This is a genomic window from Curtobacterium sp. PhB78, assembly GCF_003751685.1.
In the GTDB taxonomy this organism is placed as follows: Bacteria; Actinomycetota; Actinomycetes; order Actinomycetales; family Microbacteriaceae; genus Curtobacterium.
Genome location: NZ_RKIA01000001.1, coordinates 125,000 through 140,740, shown reverse-complemented (window position 1 = coordinate 140,740; position 15,741 = coordinate 125,000). Strand labels below are relative to the sequence as shown.

At 72.7% G+C, this 15,741-nt stretch carries 16 protein-coding genes; 12 read left to right on the top strand and 4 right to left on the bottom strand.

The window, feature by feature from the left end:
* Positions 1–109: 109 nt before the first annotated feature.
* Positions 110–1,015, bottom strand: a complete 906-nt coding sequence (locus EDF53_RS00750) for an SDR family oxidoreductase (RefSeq protein ID WP_123291800.1) — start codon at positions 1,013–1,015, stop codon at positions 110–112.
* Between the two features lie 109 nt (positions 1,016–1,124).
* Between EDF53_RS00750 and EDF53_RS00745 the strand changes: the two genes are divergently transcribed.
* From EDF53_RS00745 to EDF53_RS00735, 3 genes are all read left to right on the top strand, one after another.
* Positions 1,125–1,697 carry a TetR/AcrR family transcriptional regulator gene (locus tag EDF53_RS00745; RefSeq protein WP_123291799.1) on the top strand — a complete coding sequence of 191 codons (573 nt, stop codon included), beginning with the start codon at positions 1,125–1,127 and terminating at the stop codon, positions 1,695–1,697.
* A gap of 89 nt (positions 1,698–1,786) precedes the next feature.
* A complete protein-coding gene (locus EDF53_RS00740; RefSeq protein ID WP_185020887.1) occupies positions 1,787–2,998 on the top strand; it encodes an acyltransferase in 1,212 nt (403 codons plus the stop codon).
* A gap of 9 nt (positions 2,999–3,007) precedes the next feature.
* The gene (locus tag EDF53_RS00735) at positions 3,008–4,189 is read left to right on the top strand and encodes an NAD(P)/FAD-dependent oxidoreductase (protein ID WP_123291797.1); all 1,182 of its coding nucleotides are present in this window, start codon (positions 3,008–3,010) and stop codon (positions 4,187–4,189) included.
* A 30-nt stretch (positions 4,190–4,219) separates the two neighbouring features.
* Here the strand turns inward: EDF53_RS00735 and EDF53_RS00730 are convergent, their stop codons facing one another.
* Positions 4,220–5,089 carry a UbiA family prenyltransferase gene (locus tag EDF53_RS00730; RefSeq protein ID WP_123291796.1) on the bottom strand — a complete coding sequence of 290 codons (870 nt, stop codon included), beginning with the start codon at positions 5,087–5,089 and terminating at the stop codon, positions 4,220–4,222.
* Positions 5,086–6,009: a DMT family transporter gene (locus tag EDF53_RS00725; RefSeq protein ID WP_111084731.1), complete on the bottom strand. Its 924-nt coding sequence runs from the start codon at positions 6,007–6,009 to the stop codon at positions 5,086–5,088. The genes EDF53_RS00730 and EDF53_RS00725 overlap by 4 nt, the downstream gene beginning before the upstream one ends.
* A gap of 71 nt (positions 6,010–6,080) precedes the next feature.
* Here EDF53_RS00725 and EDF53_RS00720 point away from each other — a divergent pair, with 71 nt between their 5' ends.
* The 9 genes from EDF53_RS00720 (at position 6,081) to EDF53_RS00680 (ending at position 14,740) form a co-directional block, all read left to right on the top strand.
* Entirely contained in the window at positions 6,081–6,929 is an 849-nt protein-coding gene (locus EDF53_RS00720; protein WP_123291795.1) for a LysR family transcriptional regulator, read from the top strand.
* A 74-nt stretch (positions 6,930–7,003) separates the two neighbouring features.
* Entirely contained in the window at positions 7,004–7,438 is a 435-nt protein-coding gene (locus EDF53_RS00715; RefSeq protein ID WP_123291794.1) for an excisionase family DNA-binding protein, read from the top strand.
* 28 nt (positions 7,439–7,466) lie between these two features.
* Complete coding sequence (locus EDF53_RS00710) at positions 7,467–8,033, top strand: putative toxin-antitoxin system toxin component, PIN family (RefSeq protein WP_123291793.1); 567 nt, start codon at positions 7,467–7,469, stop codon at positions 8,031–8,033.
* A 45-nt stretch (positions 8,034–8,078) separates the two neighbouring features.
* Complete coding sequence (locus tag EDF53_RS00705) at positions 8,079–8,891, top strand: fructosamine kinase family protein (RefSeq protein ID WP_123291792.1); 813 nt, start codon at positions 8,079–8,081, stop codon at positions 8,889–8,891.
* A gap of 226 nt (positions 8,892–9,117) precedes the next feature.
* Positions 9,118–11,271 (top strand): glycosyltransferase family 39 protein, encoded by a 2,154-nt coding sequence (locus tag EDF53_RS00700; RefSeq protein WP_260215145.1) that lies wholly within the window; start codon positions 9,118–9,120, stop codon positions 11,269–11,271.
* 35 nt (positions 11,272–11,306) lie between these two features.
* Positions 11,307–12,029, top strand: coding sequence for a response regulator transcription factor (locus EDF53_RS00695; protein WP_123292287.1), 723 nt, complete (start codon positions 11,307–11,309; stop codon positions 12,027–12,029).
* Positions 12,026–13,600 carry a cell wall metabolism sensor histidine kinase WalK gene (locus EDF53_RS00690; protein WP_185020885.1) on the top strand — a complete coding sequence of 525 codons (1,575 nt, stop codon included), beginning with the start codon at positions 12,026–12,028 and terminating at the stop codon, positions 13,598–13,600. The genes EDF53_RS00695 and EDF53_RS00690 overlap by 4 nt, the downstream gene beginning before the upstream one ends.
* Before the next feature lie 108 nt (positions 13,601–13,708).
* Positions 13,709–13,978, top strand: a complete 270-nt coding sequence (locus tag EDF53_RS00685; RefSeq protein WP_123291791.1) for a hypothetical protein — start codon at positions 13,709–13,711, stop codon at positions 13,976–13,978.
* Positions 13,979–14,251: 273 nt separating this feature from the next.
* The gene (locus EDF53_RS00680; RefSeq protein ID WP_111084734.1) at positions 14,252–14,740 is read left to right on the top strand and encodes a hypothetical protein; all 489 of its coding nucleotides are present in this window, start codon (positions 14,252–14,254) and stop codon (positions 14,738–14,740) included.
* A 39-nt stretch (positions 14,741–14,779) separates the two neighbouring features.
* On the opposite strand, the gene EDF53_RS00675 is transcribed toward EDF53_RS00680, so the two are convergent.
* Entirely contained in the window at positions 14,780–15,610 is an 831-nt protein-coding gene (locus EDF53_RS00675; protein WP_123291790.1) for a helix-turn-helix transcriptional regulator, read from the bottom strand.
* Positions 15,611–15,741 lie beyond the last annotated feature (131 nt).

Below are 15,741 nucleotides of genomic sequence, written 5' to 3'. Positions count from 1 at the left end.
GCTCGCGCGTCGCGCGTCGCTTCGCGGTTCGCTTCGTGAGTAGAAATGGTCGGGTCCGGTGACTGAACCCGACCATTTCTGCTCACCATCCGCGGGTGCTCCGCGCCGCCTAGGCGACCCGCACGCCGGAGTAGGCGCCAGCGGCGATGTCCTCGAGCAGCCCAGGGCCGGTGGGCTCCCACCCGAGGAGCTCGCGGGTGGCGTCGGACGTGGCGGACATCTCCATGCCGAAGAACCGGCCGATGAACCCGAAGTGCGCGTCCGCGTCCGCCGGGTCGATCGAGGTCACCGGCAGCCCGAGGACCTCGCCGATGGCCTCGGCGATCGCCCGGGTCGGGATCGCGGTCTCGGCGACGGCGTGCATCCGAGTGCCGGCCGGCGCCTGCTCCAGACCGAGGCGGACGAGCCGGGCGGCGTCGGTGACGTGCACGGCGGACCAGCTGTTCGTGCCCTCGCCCACGTAGCCCGACTCGCCTCGCTCCTGAGCGGCGCCGACGATCGCGGCGATGAAGCCGTGGTCACCGGTGCCGTGCGTGGTGGGGCTGAACCGGGCAGCGATCGTGCGTACCCCCTGGCCGACGAAGTCGAAGCCGCGGTTCTCGCTGCCGCCGCGCATGCTGTCCGGGCCGACGAACGGGTTGGCGTCCGCTTCGGTCGAGGGGCGGCCTTGGGCGAGCCCGGCGACGCCCGACGCGAGGACGAACGGGCGGTCGGTGCCGACGAGCGCTGCACCGATGGTCTCGACGGCGGCCCGCTCGCTGGCGTTCGTGGCGGCAGCGTTCGCCCAGTCGTGCTTGTTGGCGAGGTGCAGGACGCCCTCGGCCTCGGAAGCGCCCCGGCGGATGACGTCGAGGTCGTCGAGGTCACCGCGAAGGACGGCGACGCCCTTCGCCTCGAGCGCGGTGGCCGACGCGTCGGAACGCGCGAGCCCGGTGACGGTGTGTCCGGCGGCGAGCAGGTCGTCGACGGTGTGGGAGCCGATCCAGCCGGAGGCCCCGGTGACGAACACGTGCATGAGTGGTCCTTTCGCAGGTGTCCACGGCGGTGATGTCATGAACTGACATCACCGTAGCACTCGATGTCAGCCGCTGTCATCAAGGTGTCCTGTTCAGTAGACTCTGTGCATGGCTCGATGGCAACCCGGAACGAGGGAACGACTGCAGGCGGTCGCGCTGCAGCTCTTCGCGTCCGAGGGCTACGACGGCACCACGGTCGCGCGGATCGCCGCCGAGGCCCAGGTCACCGAGCGCACCTTCTTCCGGCACTTCGCGGACAAGCGCGAGGTCCTGTTCGCCGGCCAGGACGACTTCCTCGCGATGTTCGTCGACCCGATCACGGCCGCCCCGGCCGACGCGGCGCCATTCGACCTGGTCGGACGCGCCCTCGACGCCGCCGCCGGGTTCTTCCCCGAGGACCGCCGGTCGTGGTCGCGGGCACGGCAGACGATCATCGACGCGAACGCGGCGCTCGGCGAACGGGAGCTCGGCAAGCTCGCCACCCTGAAGGCACGCCTGGGCGAGGTCATGCGCGAGCGCGGCGTCCCCGAACCGGCGGCGACGATGGCCGCCGAGACCGCCGTGACGGTGTTCCACCTGTCCTTCGCCCAGTGGATCGCTCCGGGTGAGGACCGCCCCTTCGCTGCGATCGTGCACGAACGACTCGACGCCCTGGCGACGCTGGTGCACCCCGGGCGTTGAGACGGCTCTTACCTGCCGCGCGCATCATGTGACGATCCGGTCACGACGCGTCCCGCTGCCGTGGCCTCGCGATCGCGCAGGAGGTGCCCGTGACGACCGACGTGCTGTCGCCCGAGCTGGTCCGCACGACGACCGCGCCCGGCCACGCGACGACCGCGCGGGGCCGGACCGACGGCGACCCGACGGGCCGGACGCCACCGCCCCCGCTCACCCACCGTGCACCGGCCCTCGACGGACTCCGGACCCTCGCGATCCTCGCCGTCGTCCTGTACCACCTGCACGTCCCGCAGTTCGAGGGCGGCTTCATCGGCGTGACGGTGTTCTTCGTACTGTCCGGCTTCCTCATCACCACGCTGCTGCTCGGTGAACGCCGACGAACCGGTCGTGTCCGGCTCGGCTCGTTCTGGCTCAAGCGCCTGCTCCGGCTCTACCCCGCGCTGCTCGTGTTCGTCGCGGTGGGTCTGCTGCTGTGGAACTGGGTCGGTGACTACAAGGGCGCGTCGTTCTCGGCGGGCGAGGCCGGTGTCATCGCCCTGACCTACACCGGCAACCTCTTCCGCGCGTTCTGGGACACCACGCAGGGTGTGTTCGCGCACACGTGGAGCCTGTCCATGGAGGAGCAGTTCTACCTGGTCTGGCCACCGGTGCTCGTGCTGCTCGCGGCGCTGCGGGCCCGACGACGTTGGCTGCTGACGGGCCTCGGCGTCCTGGTCGTCGGAGCGTCGGCGGCGTCGTGGGCGAGCTACCGGACCCCCAGCGGCGGTGCCACACCGGACGTGTACTTCTCGCCGGTGCTCGGCGTCGTGCCGCTCGCGATCGGGTGCGCGCTCGCGCTGCTGCTCGACGACGAACGGGTACGCGTCCGGGCAGCCGGGGTCGCCGGACACGTCGCGACCTGGACCGGCCTCGGGCTCCTGGCGGGTGTGCTGCTCTGGATCGACGACGACTGGACCCAGCACGCCTGGACCTTCGGCGTCGTCCTGCCGGTCACCGGGGTGATCTCGGCGGTGCTCATCGGTGGCCTGGTGTCGGTGCGCTCGCCCGTCGCCACCGCGCTGAGCTGGACCCCGGTGGCGTGGTTCGGACGACGGGTGTCGTACTCGGCCTACCTGTGGCACCCGCTCGTCATCGCGCTGCTCGGCACGTTCGCGATCGGCGCGTGGGGCACGGTCGGTCTGGTCGGCATCGTGCTGCTCGTGTCGATCGGTGCCGCCTACGCGGTCGAGGTCCCCGTGGAGCGGCTCCGTCGCCGGCTGCGCACGAGCAGTGCAGCTGTGCGCGGCTCGACCGCCCGACCGTAGGCTCGGCCCGTGACCACGGAGCGCACCGACGTCCTCGTCGTCGGCGGTGGTCCCGTCGGCCTCTTCCTCGCCGCGCTGCTGGCCGCGCGGGGCATCGCCGTGCAGGTGTGGGAGCGTCGCCCCGGTCCACCCGAGGGGTCGCGCGCCATCGGCATCCACCCGCCGTCCCTCGATGCCTTCGCCGCGATCGGGCTCGACGTCCCGGTGCTCGCCGAGGCCACCCTCGTGCGCACCGGCGTCGCGCGGAGCCGCGGGCGGACGCTCGGCACGCTGACCTTCGACCGCGCCTCGGACACCCACCCGTACGTCGCGACGCTCGACCAGCACCGCACCGAGTCCCTGCTGCGGGACCGGCTGGCCGCTGCCGATGGGGCAGCGCTGCGCACCGGGACGACGGTGACCGCCCTGTCCCGGCACCGTGACCACGTCGACGCGGTCGGCACCGGCCCGGACGGCGATGTGGTCGCCGTGCGCGCCGCCTTCGTGGTCGGGGCCGACGGCGCACGGAGCGTCGTCCGTGATCTGCTCGGCATCGGCACCACCGGACGCGACTACCCCGACCGCTACGTGATGGGCGACTTCGCCGACCCCGAGGGCGCCGACGCCCGGACCGCGGCCCTGGTGGACGTCGGCCCCGGAGGCGTCGTCGAGTCCTTCCCCCTGCCGCACGGTCGGCGCCGGTACGTCGCCCTCGTACCGGACTCGCTGGCGTTCGCCCCGAGCGGCGCGACCCCCGACCCGGAGACGGCGGCACGACTGGCCGCGATCGTCGCCGCACGCACCGGCGTCGTCCCGGATCCGTCCTCCTGCACGATGCTCAGCGGCTTCCGAGTGCGGCGCCGCGTCGCCGACCGCGTCGGGGTCGGCCGGGTCGTGCTCGTCGGCGATGCCGCCCACGAGATCAGCCCGATCGGCGGGCAGGGCATGAACCTCGGCTGGCTCGACGCGGCCGAGCTCGCGCCGTTGCTCGCCGGTGCGGTCCGGACCGGCGTGGCCGGACCGTGGCCCGGCTACGCCGCCCGCCGCCAGGCTGCCGCCCGACGTGCGGCCCGGCAGGCCGAGGCGAACATGGGCCTCGGTCGTCCGCTCGGTGCCGTCTCGACCACCGGACGGGAGGCGCTGCTCCGGACGGTCCTGTCGCTGCCGACCGCGCACGGCCTGGCCCGGCTCTACGCCATGCGCTGGGCCTGACGGCTCGCGTCGGCGCGCGGCTGGCTCGCGTCAGGCGACGAGTCGCGCCCCGGCGAACCCGAGCTCGACGACGAGCACCAGGGACGACGCGATGACGAGCCGGAACAGGGTGCGCGATGCCCGTCCCGCCAGCACCAGCCGGACCCCCACCACGGCGAGCGCCAGCACGACGACCGCTCCGACCACGGCCAGTACGACCCCGCCGCCGCGGACCGGGTCGTCACCGAGCACCTGTCCGCCGAGCACCAGGCCGGCCGCGACGACGAGCGACCCGAACGCGACGATCCCGGCTCCCCGGAGCCCGAGGCGGTGCGGGAACCCGCGGACCCCGGTGGCGGCGTCGTCGACCAGGTCGGGCAGGACGTTCGTGCAGTGGATCGCGACGCCGAACACCGCGCCGGTGGCGATCGCCCACCACGCCGGCCACAGCTGCTCGGGACCGGCGGACACCGCGACCACGGGCAGCAGCCCGAACGCGACGACGAACGGCACGACCGACCACACGGTGCGCTTCAGCCCGGCGTCGTAGGCCCACCCGGCGGCGACGAGCACCAGGTGCGCGACAGCGGCGACGGGCCCGAGGAACAGCGAGAGGACCACGGCGACTGCGGCCGTCACGAACGCCGCCGTGCGGACCGTCTCCACCGCGATGAGTCCGCGGGCGACGGGCTTGTCGCTCCGGCCGACGGCACGGTCGCGGTCGGCGTCGATCCAGTCGTTCGCCAGGCCGATCGACAGCTGCCCGGCGACCACCGTCAGCGCGACCAGGACCACGAGCCACACGGGGTGTTCGACGGCCGCGGCGATGACGGCGGCGAGCACCGTGACGGTGACCGTCGGGCCGGGGTGGGACGAGGCGAACAGCAGTCGCACCACTTTGGGGTCCCGGCCGGAGGTCACCCGGCCAGCGTACGGGCGGGGCGTGCCGGACGACGCAGACTCCGGCGGCCGAGCACCCCCGAGGCCAGCGCGATGCCGAGCAGCACGACCAGTCCACCGACCGGTTCGTTCCACCGCACGCGCTCACCGAGCACGAGCACGCCGAGCGCCACGCCGACCACCGGCGTCAGGTAGGTGACCGTCGACGCCCGACCGGCGCCCCACGCCTGGACCAGGCGCGTGTTCCACGCGTAGGCCAGCCCTGTGCCGACGCAACCGAGCGCGACCATCGCGGCCACGATCCTCCCGTCCAGCTGTACCGGGCCGGTGGCGATGGCGGGCGCGACCAGCAGGAGCATCCCCGAGGCGAGCGTGAGCTGCACCGTCGCGATCGTGACCGGGTCGTACGCGCTGCCCACCGCCACGCGCCGCAGGTAGGCGAGCCCGATGCCGTACGAGGCGGTCATGCCGAGCAACGCGACCTGCCCCGGGACGCTCGCCAGGACGGCCGGGTCACCGAGCAGGTCCCACGGACCGACGAGCACCAGCACCCCGACGATGCCGACCACGATCCCGGCCACCTGCCGGCCCCGCAGCCGTTCGGAGGGCACGAGCACCGCGAGCGCCGCCAGCGTCATGATCGGGGTCGTCGCGTTGTAGATGCTCGCGAGCCCGGACGGCACGGTCTGCTCGGCCCACGCCATCAGCGACGACGGCAGGGCGTTCAGGAAGAACGCGACGACCGCCAGGTGCGCCCACACGCGGGGCTCCCGCGGCCAGCGCCGACGGGTCGCGAGCAACAGCACGACGAGCGTCACGCCGCCCAGGACGGTCCGCACGGTGGCGACCTGCTGCGGTGCGAGTCCGTCGAGGCCGATCTTCGCGAAGAGGAAGCTCGAGCCCCAGGTGAGGGCGACGAGACCGTAGAGGAGGGCGTTCATGTGGCCTAGTGTCGAACCACCAACGCCCATGCGGCAAACGCATGGGGTTCATGCCGACATGAGGAGCACGCATGACCGTCTCGGTCCCCCAGCTCCGTGCGTTCGTCGCCACGCTCGACGCCGGGTCGTTCACGTCCGCGGCCTCCGTCCTCGGCGTCGGCCAGTCGGCCGTCTCGCACGCCGTCGCCGGGCTCGAGCGGGAGGTCGGCGGGCCGGTCGTCCGGCGCGGCGCGGTCGCCGTCCCGACCCCCCTGGGCGACCGCCTGCTCGCCCACGCCCGCAGCGTGCTCGCCTCGGTCGACGCCCTGGAGGCAGTGGTCCGGCCCGCCACGGCGCGCGGCACCGTGCGACTCGCGGCCGTCCCCACCGTCTGCCAGGGCCTGCTGCCGCGGCTCCGCGAGCTGTGGGCGGTGACGTTGCCCGACGTCGATGTGCAGGTCTACGAGGGCGACGACGACGAGATGCCCGAGTGGCTCGAGAGCGGCACGGTGGACGCTGCCGTGCTCGTCGACCCCGCGCCGGTGCCGACTGGGGGCGTCGTCGTCGCCCGGGACGAGATGGCCGCGGTCGTCCGCCGCGACCACCCGCTCGCCGAGCTGCCCGCGCTCACGCTCGACGACCTGCACGAGGACGGCCTGGTCGCGGGCGGCGGCGGGTGCGAGTACCAGATCCAGAAGTTGCACGAGCTCGACGGACGCCCCTTCCGGTACGCCCACCGCGTGCGGGAGATGAGCACCATGTTCGGGATGATCGAACGGGGCGAGGGCGTCTCGATCGTGCCGACGCTCGGCCGGGTGATGCTGCCGCCGGACCTCGTGATGGTGCCGATGGCCCGGCGACTCGAGCGGACCCTGGTGCTGAGCGGCCCGTCGTCGCGCGAGTGGCACCCGCTGGCGAGGGCGCTGGTCGACGCGGTCTGACGGGTTGCACTTGCAAGTGCAACCCCGGTACCGTTGAGCCAGTTGCCCACCAACGGACGCGAGACGGAGACCCGATGCGCCAGACGACGACACCACGGCCCCTCCGCGTCGACGAGGTCGCTCGCGCCGAGGCCGTCGACATCGTCGAGCGCGCCGGCGATCGACAGGTCGCGACCGTCGAGCTCCACCTCGACGACGGCACGGAAGTCGTGCTCCCGGAGCGACTCGGGGGCTTCGTCGCGAACCTCGTCCGCAGCATGGCCGACGGGGCTGGCATCTCGACGAGCATCCTCCCCGACGAGATGACGACGACCGTCGCCGCCGACGTCATCGGGATCTCCCGACCCACCTTGATGAAGGCCATCGGCCGAGGTGAGATCGCCGCACACACCGTCGGGACCCACCACCGGCTCCGGCGCGCGGACGTCCTCGCAGCCCGAGACACACGACGGGTCGCCCGCGCAGCGGCAGCTCGCGAACTGCTCGAGTCCGGTGAGGCCTTCGACTGACACCCGATCGCACTAGGCTTGATATGTGATGCTTCAGCGGGTCTTCGTCGATGCGAACGTCTTCTGCAGCCGAACGTTGCGAGACTGGACGTGCCTGCTCCGACTGCACACGGACGGGATGTTCCAGCTCCACACGACCGAGGACGTGCTGGCCGAGACCACGCACACCCTCCGTCGACTGCACCCCGACCTCCCCGGGTCAGCTGTCTCCCGACTGCGAGCGGCGATCCTCGACTCGATCGACGAGCTCGTCGACGACTTCGACGCCACGGTCGAGTACCACGGAACCGATCCCGACGACCGGCACGTGCACGCCGCCGCGATCGCCTGCAGGGCGCACGTCCTCCTCACGCAGGACCGTGGTCTCCGCGCGACGGATGCAGCGATGTACGAGGTGTACCGCTGTGACGAGTTCTTCAGCCTGGTCGACGACTCGGCGCCGTGGATCGTGCGCGACGTCGTGCGCGAGCAGGCGCGGTACTGGTCCAGCCGTCCCCGCGGCGCACGGAAGAGCCTGCCCGGGGCGCTCCGTGACGCCGATTGCCCGACGTTCGCCGGGCGGGTGGAACGACATCTGCGGTTCCTCGCTGGATGACCGTGCGCTGAACGGACGACGAGGACCCCTCGGCAGGATGGACCGATGGCCGAGACGCACGTGAAGACCTTCACCACCCCGGACGAAGCGGCAGCCGAAGCCGCCGGCCTCGGCTGGCTCGCCGAGGCCGAAGACGCTGGCGGCACCAGGATCGCGCGGGTGTTGGACCGGCCGGCCCCGACCGTGCTCGACCTCGAGCTGATCACCGACGGCTCCCCCACCGCCGCACAGGCCGAGCGCTTCGGACGCTCCCTCGCGCGCACCCACGCCGCCGGCGCCGACCACTGGGGCGCACCGCCCGCCGGCTGGACGACGGGCTCCGCGCTCCGGATGGGACGCTCCCGCACCCCGTTCGTCGACGCCGCGCACGCACCGGCCACCTGGGGTGAGTTCTTCGCCGAGTACCGGATCCGCGACTTCGTCCGCCGCATCGTCGACGCCGGCGGGTTCGACCACGCCCAGGCGGCCGTGTTCGAGCGGGTCGCCGACCGGTTGCAGGACGGCACGCTCGGGTCGCCGCAGCCCGCACTCGTCGGGGACCGTCCTGCACGGCTGCACGGCGACCTGTGGGCCGGCAACGTGCTCTGGCCGACGGACGCGTCCGAACCGACCGGCGCCGTGCTCATCGACCCCATCGCGCACGGCGGGCACGCCGAGACCGACCTGGCACTGCTCGGGCTGTTCGGGCTGCCCCGGCTCGAGACGGTGCTCGCCGCCTACGACCGGGAGTCACGGCTGGCCGACGGCTGGCAGGAGCGCGTCGAGCTCCACCAGCTCGCGCCGCTGCTGCTGCACGTGTTCCTGTTCGGCGGGTCCTACACGGGGGCGGCCCTGCACGCGGCGCAGCGGTACGCCTGACCTCGCACGGTGCGAGGGGCGCGGCCGAACGGTGCGAGGTTCCGCACCCCGTGCGACCCCGCGTGCCTCGCACCGAGTGCGGAACCTCGCACCACGGCAGACTGCCCCTCGCACGGTGCGCCGCGCCGGCCGCGCCCGACGTTCCTTAGGCCGCGCACAGCCGGCGCAGTGCCGCGCTCGGGGAACGCCCCCGATGCTCATCGACATGACCACGTACCCGATACCCGTGACCGATCGAAAGGCCTCCGCGCTGACCGACGCGCAGGATCGGCGTCGCAAGCCGCTCGCCCGCCTGTTCCTCGGCGAGCGCGAGGACGCCCGCTGGCTCCGGCCGGCGTTCTGGGCGCTCCTCGCCGTGACCGCCGTGGTGTACCTCTGGGACCTCAGCGTCTCGGGGTACGCCAACAGCTTCTACGCCGCCGCCGTGCAGGCCGGCACGAAGTCGTGGGAGGCGTTCTTCTTCGGCTCCCTCGACTCGTCGAACTTCATCACGGTCGACAAACCCCCGGCGTCGCTCTGGGTGATGGTGTTGTCCGCGCGGCTGTTCGGCTTCTCGAGCTTCAGCCTGCTGCTCCCGCAGGCGCTCATGGCCGTGGGCTCGGTCGCACTGGTGTGGGGCACGGTCCGCCGCACCCTCGCCCGCGTCGGCACCACCACCGCGAACGTGGGCGCGCTGCTCGCCGGCTTCGTCGTCGCGGCCACGCCGGCGGCGGCCCTGATGTTCCGCTTCGACAACCCGGACGCGATGCTCGTGTTCCTGATGACCGCCGGCGCGTACTGCACCGTGCGGGCGCTGCCGCGAGGCAGCTGGAAGTGGATTGCACTGGCCGGGGTCGCCCTCGGCTTCGCGTTCCTGACGAAGATGCTGCAGGGGCTGCTCGTCCTGCCGGCCTTCGGCCTCGTCTACCTGTTCGCCGCCCGCACCACCTGGGGCAAGCGCGTCATCGGGCTGCTCATCGCCGCGGGGTCCCTCGTGGTGTCGGCCGGCTGGTGGGTCGTCGCCGTGTGGCTGTGGCCGGCCGAATCCCGCCCGTACATCGGCGGTTCGACGAACAACACCGTCCTCGACCTGGTGTTCGGCTACAACGGCCTCGGTCGGATCTTCGGCGGATCGGGCAACGGCGGCGGAGGCGGCGGCATGACCGGCGGCACCGCGGGTGGCTCCTTCGGTGGCTCGACGGGCCTGAACCGGCTGTTCTCGTCCGAGATGGGGCTCGAGATCTCGTGGCTCCTGCCCGCAGCGCTCATCGCACTGGTGGTCGGTCTGGTCGTCGTCGGACGCCGTCACCTGGCCGACCCGGCCCGCGCCGGACTCGTCCTGTGGGGCGGCTGGCTCCTGGTCACCGGCCTGGTGTTCTCGTACATGTCCGGCACGATCCACCCGTACTACACGGTCGCGTTGGCACCGGCGATCGCCGGGCTCGTCGGCACCGGTGGCGCACTGCTCTGGCACGCACGAGCGCGGTTCGTCGGCCGGCTCGGCCTGGCCGCGATGATCGGCATCACCGCCTTCTGGGGCTGGTGCCTCCTCAACGAGAACCCGACGTGGCTGCCCTGGCTCCGCTGGGTGATGCTGGCCGGCGGGCTGCTGTCCGCAGCGCTCGTGGTGATCGGCAGTGTCCCGTCGCTCCGCAAGCTGGTCACGGTCGGCGTCCTCGCCGGCACCCTGTTCGGGCTGTCCGGCACCACCGCCTACGCCCTCGCCACGACGACCGTCGCGCACTCCGGTTCGATCCCGAGCGTCGGTCCGGCGGGCAGCAGCTCCGTTGGGATGGGCGGCGGCACCGGTGGCTTCCCGGGAGGCACGGGCGGACCGGGTGGGTCGACCTCCGGCTCCGACGACGGCGGCTCCGACAGCACGTCCGACTCCCAGCAGGGTCCCGGCGGGACCCCGCCGGAGGGCGCGTCCGGCGAGGCGCCGGAGATGCCGGACGGCACGTCCGGCACGGCACCGGGCAGTGGCCAGGACGGCACGGACGACGCGACCTCCGAGGGTGGGTCGGGGACGGGCCTCCAGACCGGGGGTGGTGGCGAAGGTGCGTCGACCTCGTCGGCCCTGCAGAAGCTGCTCGAGGCGTCCGACGCGAAGTGGGCGGCCGCCGTCAACGGATCGCAGTCGGCCGCGCAGCTCGAACTCGACACCGACACCGCCGTCATGGCGATCGGTGGCTGGTCGAGCGACCCGGCACCCACGCTCGCGCAGTTCAAGGCGTACGTCGCCGACGGGGACATCGGGTACTACGTCTCCTCCGGCTCCGGTGGCGGTGGCATGGGCGGCGGTTCGGCCACCGCCTCGGCGATCCAGGAGTGGGTCGCGGCGAACTACGAGTCGACGACGGTCGGCGGGCAGACCGTCTACGACCTGAGCACCGCCAAGTGATCGACGACGAGGGCGCGGTGGATAGGCTCGCGGACGTGACCGGCCAACCGCTGCAGCGCACCGACGGCACCCCCGTCCGCGCCCTCGTCGTCGACGACGAGCACGCCCTGGCCGACGCCGTCGCCCTCGCGTTCGAGGGGGACGGCTGGGCCGTGCGGGCGGTGCACCGAGGACGCGACGTCCTGTTCGCCGCGCGGGAGTTCCAACCCGACGTCATCGTCCTCGACGTGATGCTGCCGGACATCGACGGGTTCGAGGTGCTCGAGCGGCTCCGCGACTCCCGCGACGCCGTCCGTGTGCTCTTCCTCACCGCGCGCGACGCCCCCGAGGACCGGCTCGCCGGACTCACCGGCGGCGGGGACGACTACCTGACGAAGCCCTTCGGCATCGACGAGCTGCTCGTCCGAGCTCGGATCCTCGCACGGACCTCCGCTCGGGTCGCAGCGGTGGGCGGGAGCGCCGAGGTGGTGGTCGGTGACCTCCGCCTCGACGAGGACGCCCGCGCCGTCAGCCGTGCCGGCGAACCGATCGAGCTCACACCGACCGAGTACGAGCTGCTGCGGCACCTGGCGCGGAACGCCAACCGGGTGCTCTCGCGGGAACAGCTGCTCGCGGGCGTCTGGGGCATGGACTTCGGGTCGTCGTCGAACCTGGTCGACATGTACGTGTCGTACCTGCGGAAGAAGCTCGACGCCGGACGCGAGCCGATGCTGCAGACCGTGCGCGGGGCTGGGTACGTCCTCCGGCCGGCGACGTGAGCCGATCGACGAAGGCGATCCGCACCCGTCCGACCCGCGCCGGACGGGTGCCGTCGTTGCGGTGGCGGGTCGTGGCTGCCGTCGCGCTCCTGCTCGTCGCGACGAACGTCGTCGTCGGAGCGGTGACCGTCGTCGCGTTCCGGGGGTACCTGGTCGACCGCCTCGACGCGGAGCTGTCGACGGCGGCGAACCGGACCGTCGGTGGCCGGGACGGCGCGGACGCACCCACCGGCCCGCCGCCCGGGTCGTCGTCGGGATCGTCGTCGGACCGTCCGGATCCGGACAACGCCTTCATCGGGGCACCCGGGCAGTCCGCCGGCACCGTCGTCGCGATCGTCCGCGACGGATCCGTGGTGCTCGGCGGGTACACCGACAGCGACGGCGACCAGCACGGGCTGTCGTCGGCGCAACGGCAGACGCTCACCGCGGTCGACAGCGGCGCCGACCCGGCGACGATCGACCTCGGCTCGCTCGGCACCTACCGGGTGCAGGCGGTCGGGGACGACGGCGACGTGTTCGTCACCGCACTCCCCCTCGGCGACCTGAACGCCGCCATCGCCCGCCTGTTGCTCGTCATCGGGATCGTCACGGTGCTGGGCCTCGTCGTCGCAGCGTGGGCCCTCGCACTGCTCGTGCGGCGGTCCCTCCGACCGCTCGAACGCGTCGCCGCGGTCGCCTCCGGGGTGACCGACCTCGACCTCGAACGCGGCGACACCGACATCCCGGTGCGGGTCGCCGACGCCGACCTCACCGCGAACCGCGAGGTCGGGCAGGTCGGCACCGCACTGAATCGGCTGCTCGGGCACGTCGCCCGAGCCCTGACGGTGCGCCGGGACGCCGAGGCCGGCATGCGGACCTTCGTCGCCGACGCCTCGCACGAGCTGCGGACGCCGATCGCGACCGTCCGGGCCTACGCCGAGCTGACCGCGCGCTCGTCGGACCTCGACGCGATCCACCGGAACGTCGACCGGATCGGCCGGGAGGCCGTGCGGATGGGCGACCTCGTCGAGGAACTCCTGCTGCTCGCACGGCTCGACGCGACGGCCCTGGCGTCCGGGGCTCCGGTGTCCCCGATCGTGCGCGAACCCGTCGACCTGACCTCGATCGTGGTCGAGGCGACGATGGACGCCCGGGCCACCGCGCCCGGGCACCGGTGGACCCTGCAGATCGTCGACGACCACCCGCTGACCGTGACGGGCGACGCGGAGCAGCTGCGCCGCGTCGTGACGAACCTGCTCGCGAACGCCCGGACGCACACCCCGACCGGCACCGCGGTGGTGGTGTCGTTGCAGCGGATGGGGCCGTCCGGTGCTGGTGCGGCCGCTCGCCTCGTCGTGGCCAACGACGGGCCGCCGATCCCGGCGGACGCACTGCCGACCCTGTTCGACCGGTTCACCCGGGGTGAGGCCTCGCGGACCCGTGCGCAGGGACAGGGGACGAGCGGCCTCGGGCTGGCGATCGTGCAGGCCGTGGTGTCGGCGCACGGCGGGAGCGTGCGGGTGGCCTCCGGCCCCGGTCGGACGGCGTTCACGGTGGACCTGCCGGACGTGGTGCCTGTGCCCGCTTCGTGACGTCCGCCTCGCCCGCTTCGTGAGCAGAAATGGTCGAGTCCTCTGGCGCGACTCGACCATTGCTGCTCACGAAGGACGCCGACCCCGACGGCGACGCATACTGGTCGCATGACGAAGGAGTACGGCGAGCTGCCGGGGCGCCCGGACCCGTCGGAACTCGTGGTCGAAGTGCCCGCGTTCGAAGACGATCGTCCGCAGCCCGAACCTGCACCGCCGGCGGCCGCACCGGAGCTCGTCGCAGCGACCGAGTTCGCCCGGAGTTCCCACGCGCCGCCGACGATCCGCCGAACCCAGGTCCGCGCAGGGATGTGGATCGCGGGCGTGCCGATCGCGGTCCTCGCGGTCATCGCGATCGTGCAGATCCTGCTGCAACCCTGACGGTACCCGCGTGCTCGTTGCGGGTCAGTCGTCACGGACGTCGACGTCTGATCCGCAGAACTCGCCGGGAAAGCGCAAGACCCGAGCGCCCAACCGTCCGGATGGGGCCCGCGCCAGAGGATGGCACGCGCCCGGCGCAACCGTCCGCATCATCAGACGATCGTCCAACGTCCGGGCCGAACGCGTGCAACCCGGCACCCGGCGACGCAGGCTGGGTCCTGTCCGAGCTGGACGACCCACACGGGTCACCACCGCAGAGATGGGAACACGATCATGAACTCGTTCAAGCGCAAGTCCGTCAAGCTCCTCGCCGGCACCGCACTCGGTGGCGCCGTCATCGCCGGGGCGTTCGTCGCGGCACCGGCACAGGCCGCCGAGCCCGCACCGAGCACCTCGGCCTCCGTCGGCGGCAACGTCAACGTGAACCTCGACCCGGTCGCGATCGTCAACGCGATCAAGGACGCCGTGAACGACCAGAGCGACCGCGGCGGCGCCGTGCAGGCCGCGCTCGACGTCGGCTACTGGAACGCGGGCAACCCCGACCGCCTCACCGTCGCGGTGGTCAACAAGAACCAGGACATCACGGTGTCCGGCGACGTCGCGGACGCGCAGTCGATCGACATCAAGGGCGGCAACTACGTCATCTACTGGTTCAAGGGCCCCGGCTCGATCACGAACAACGGTGACGGTGGCTGGCTGAACTGGGGTGCGTTCGGCAACATCGAACGCATCGACAACGTCATCCACGTGAACGGCGGCTGATCCGCCGACGCCGCACCGACGCCCCCGGGGACCACGGTCTCAGGGGGCGTCGTCGTGTGTGGCGGGACGCTCGGCGGCGGGCTCGATCGCCGGGGGCCAGGTCCGTGCTGCACCGCGGACCTCGCGCCGTGCACGGATCCACCCCTTCACGAAGGCGACCGACACCAGCGCCGTCCGGTTCGGCGCCTTCCACGACTTCATCAGCCGTCCGAGGTGCCACGCGACGGCCTGGCGGCTGTAGGCCGTCTCCTTCGCGATCTCGTCGTTGGAGAGCCCCTGCGCGGCGAGCGCGAGCATCTGCTCCTCGGTCTCGTCGAGGCCAGGCGCACGGGCGACGAGGTCGATCTCCCCGGTGGTGACCGCCGCCGCGGACTCGCCCGCCGATCGCCGTCGCTGCTCGGCCCAGGCCTCGGCCCAGCACGAGCCGAGTTCGTGGGCGACGAGCGAGGCGCGGCTCATCGCGAGCATCGTCCGGCCGGCGTGGTCGAGCGTGACGGCGTGGTCGCGGGTGGCCGTGTGCATGACGAGGGCGAAGACCCTGATCGCCGGCAGGGCCCCACGGAGCACGACCGACACGTCGACGCGGGGGTCCTCGGCGCTCGCGGCCGCCACCGCGCGCAGCTGGGCGAGGCACTCGCGGTCGACGGGTTCACCGCGCTCGACGGCACGCAGCGCGGCGGGGAGCACGAGCGGGACGATCTCGGCGTACCGGCGTCGCAGCCAGTCGTGGCCGTCCGGTCGGATGCCGTGCAGCGGAGGCGTGAGCAGGAGCTCCTCGAACTCCGGACACCGCTCGTCGAGCGCCAGGCCGAGCCGCTCCCCCGGGAGCAGCACCGCCGATCGGTGTGCGTCGTCGCGCTCGGTCGTCATCGTCCGTCGACCGTATCCGCGCGACACCTGTCGTGTTCGGCCGTGACGTGAACGGTCGCCGAACGCCGTTCTTACCGGGAGCACAGCGCACTGCCTCGGTCCGCATGTGCCCGCTGCCGAGCATGAGCGGC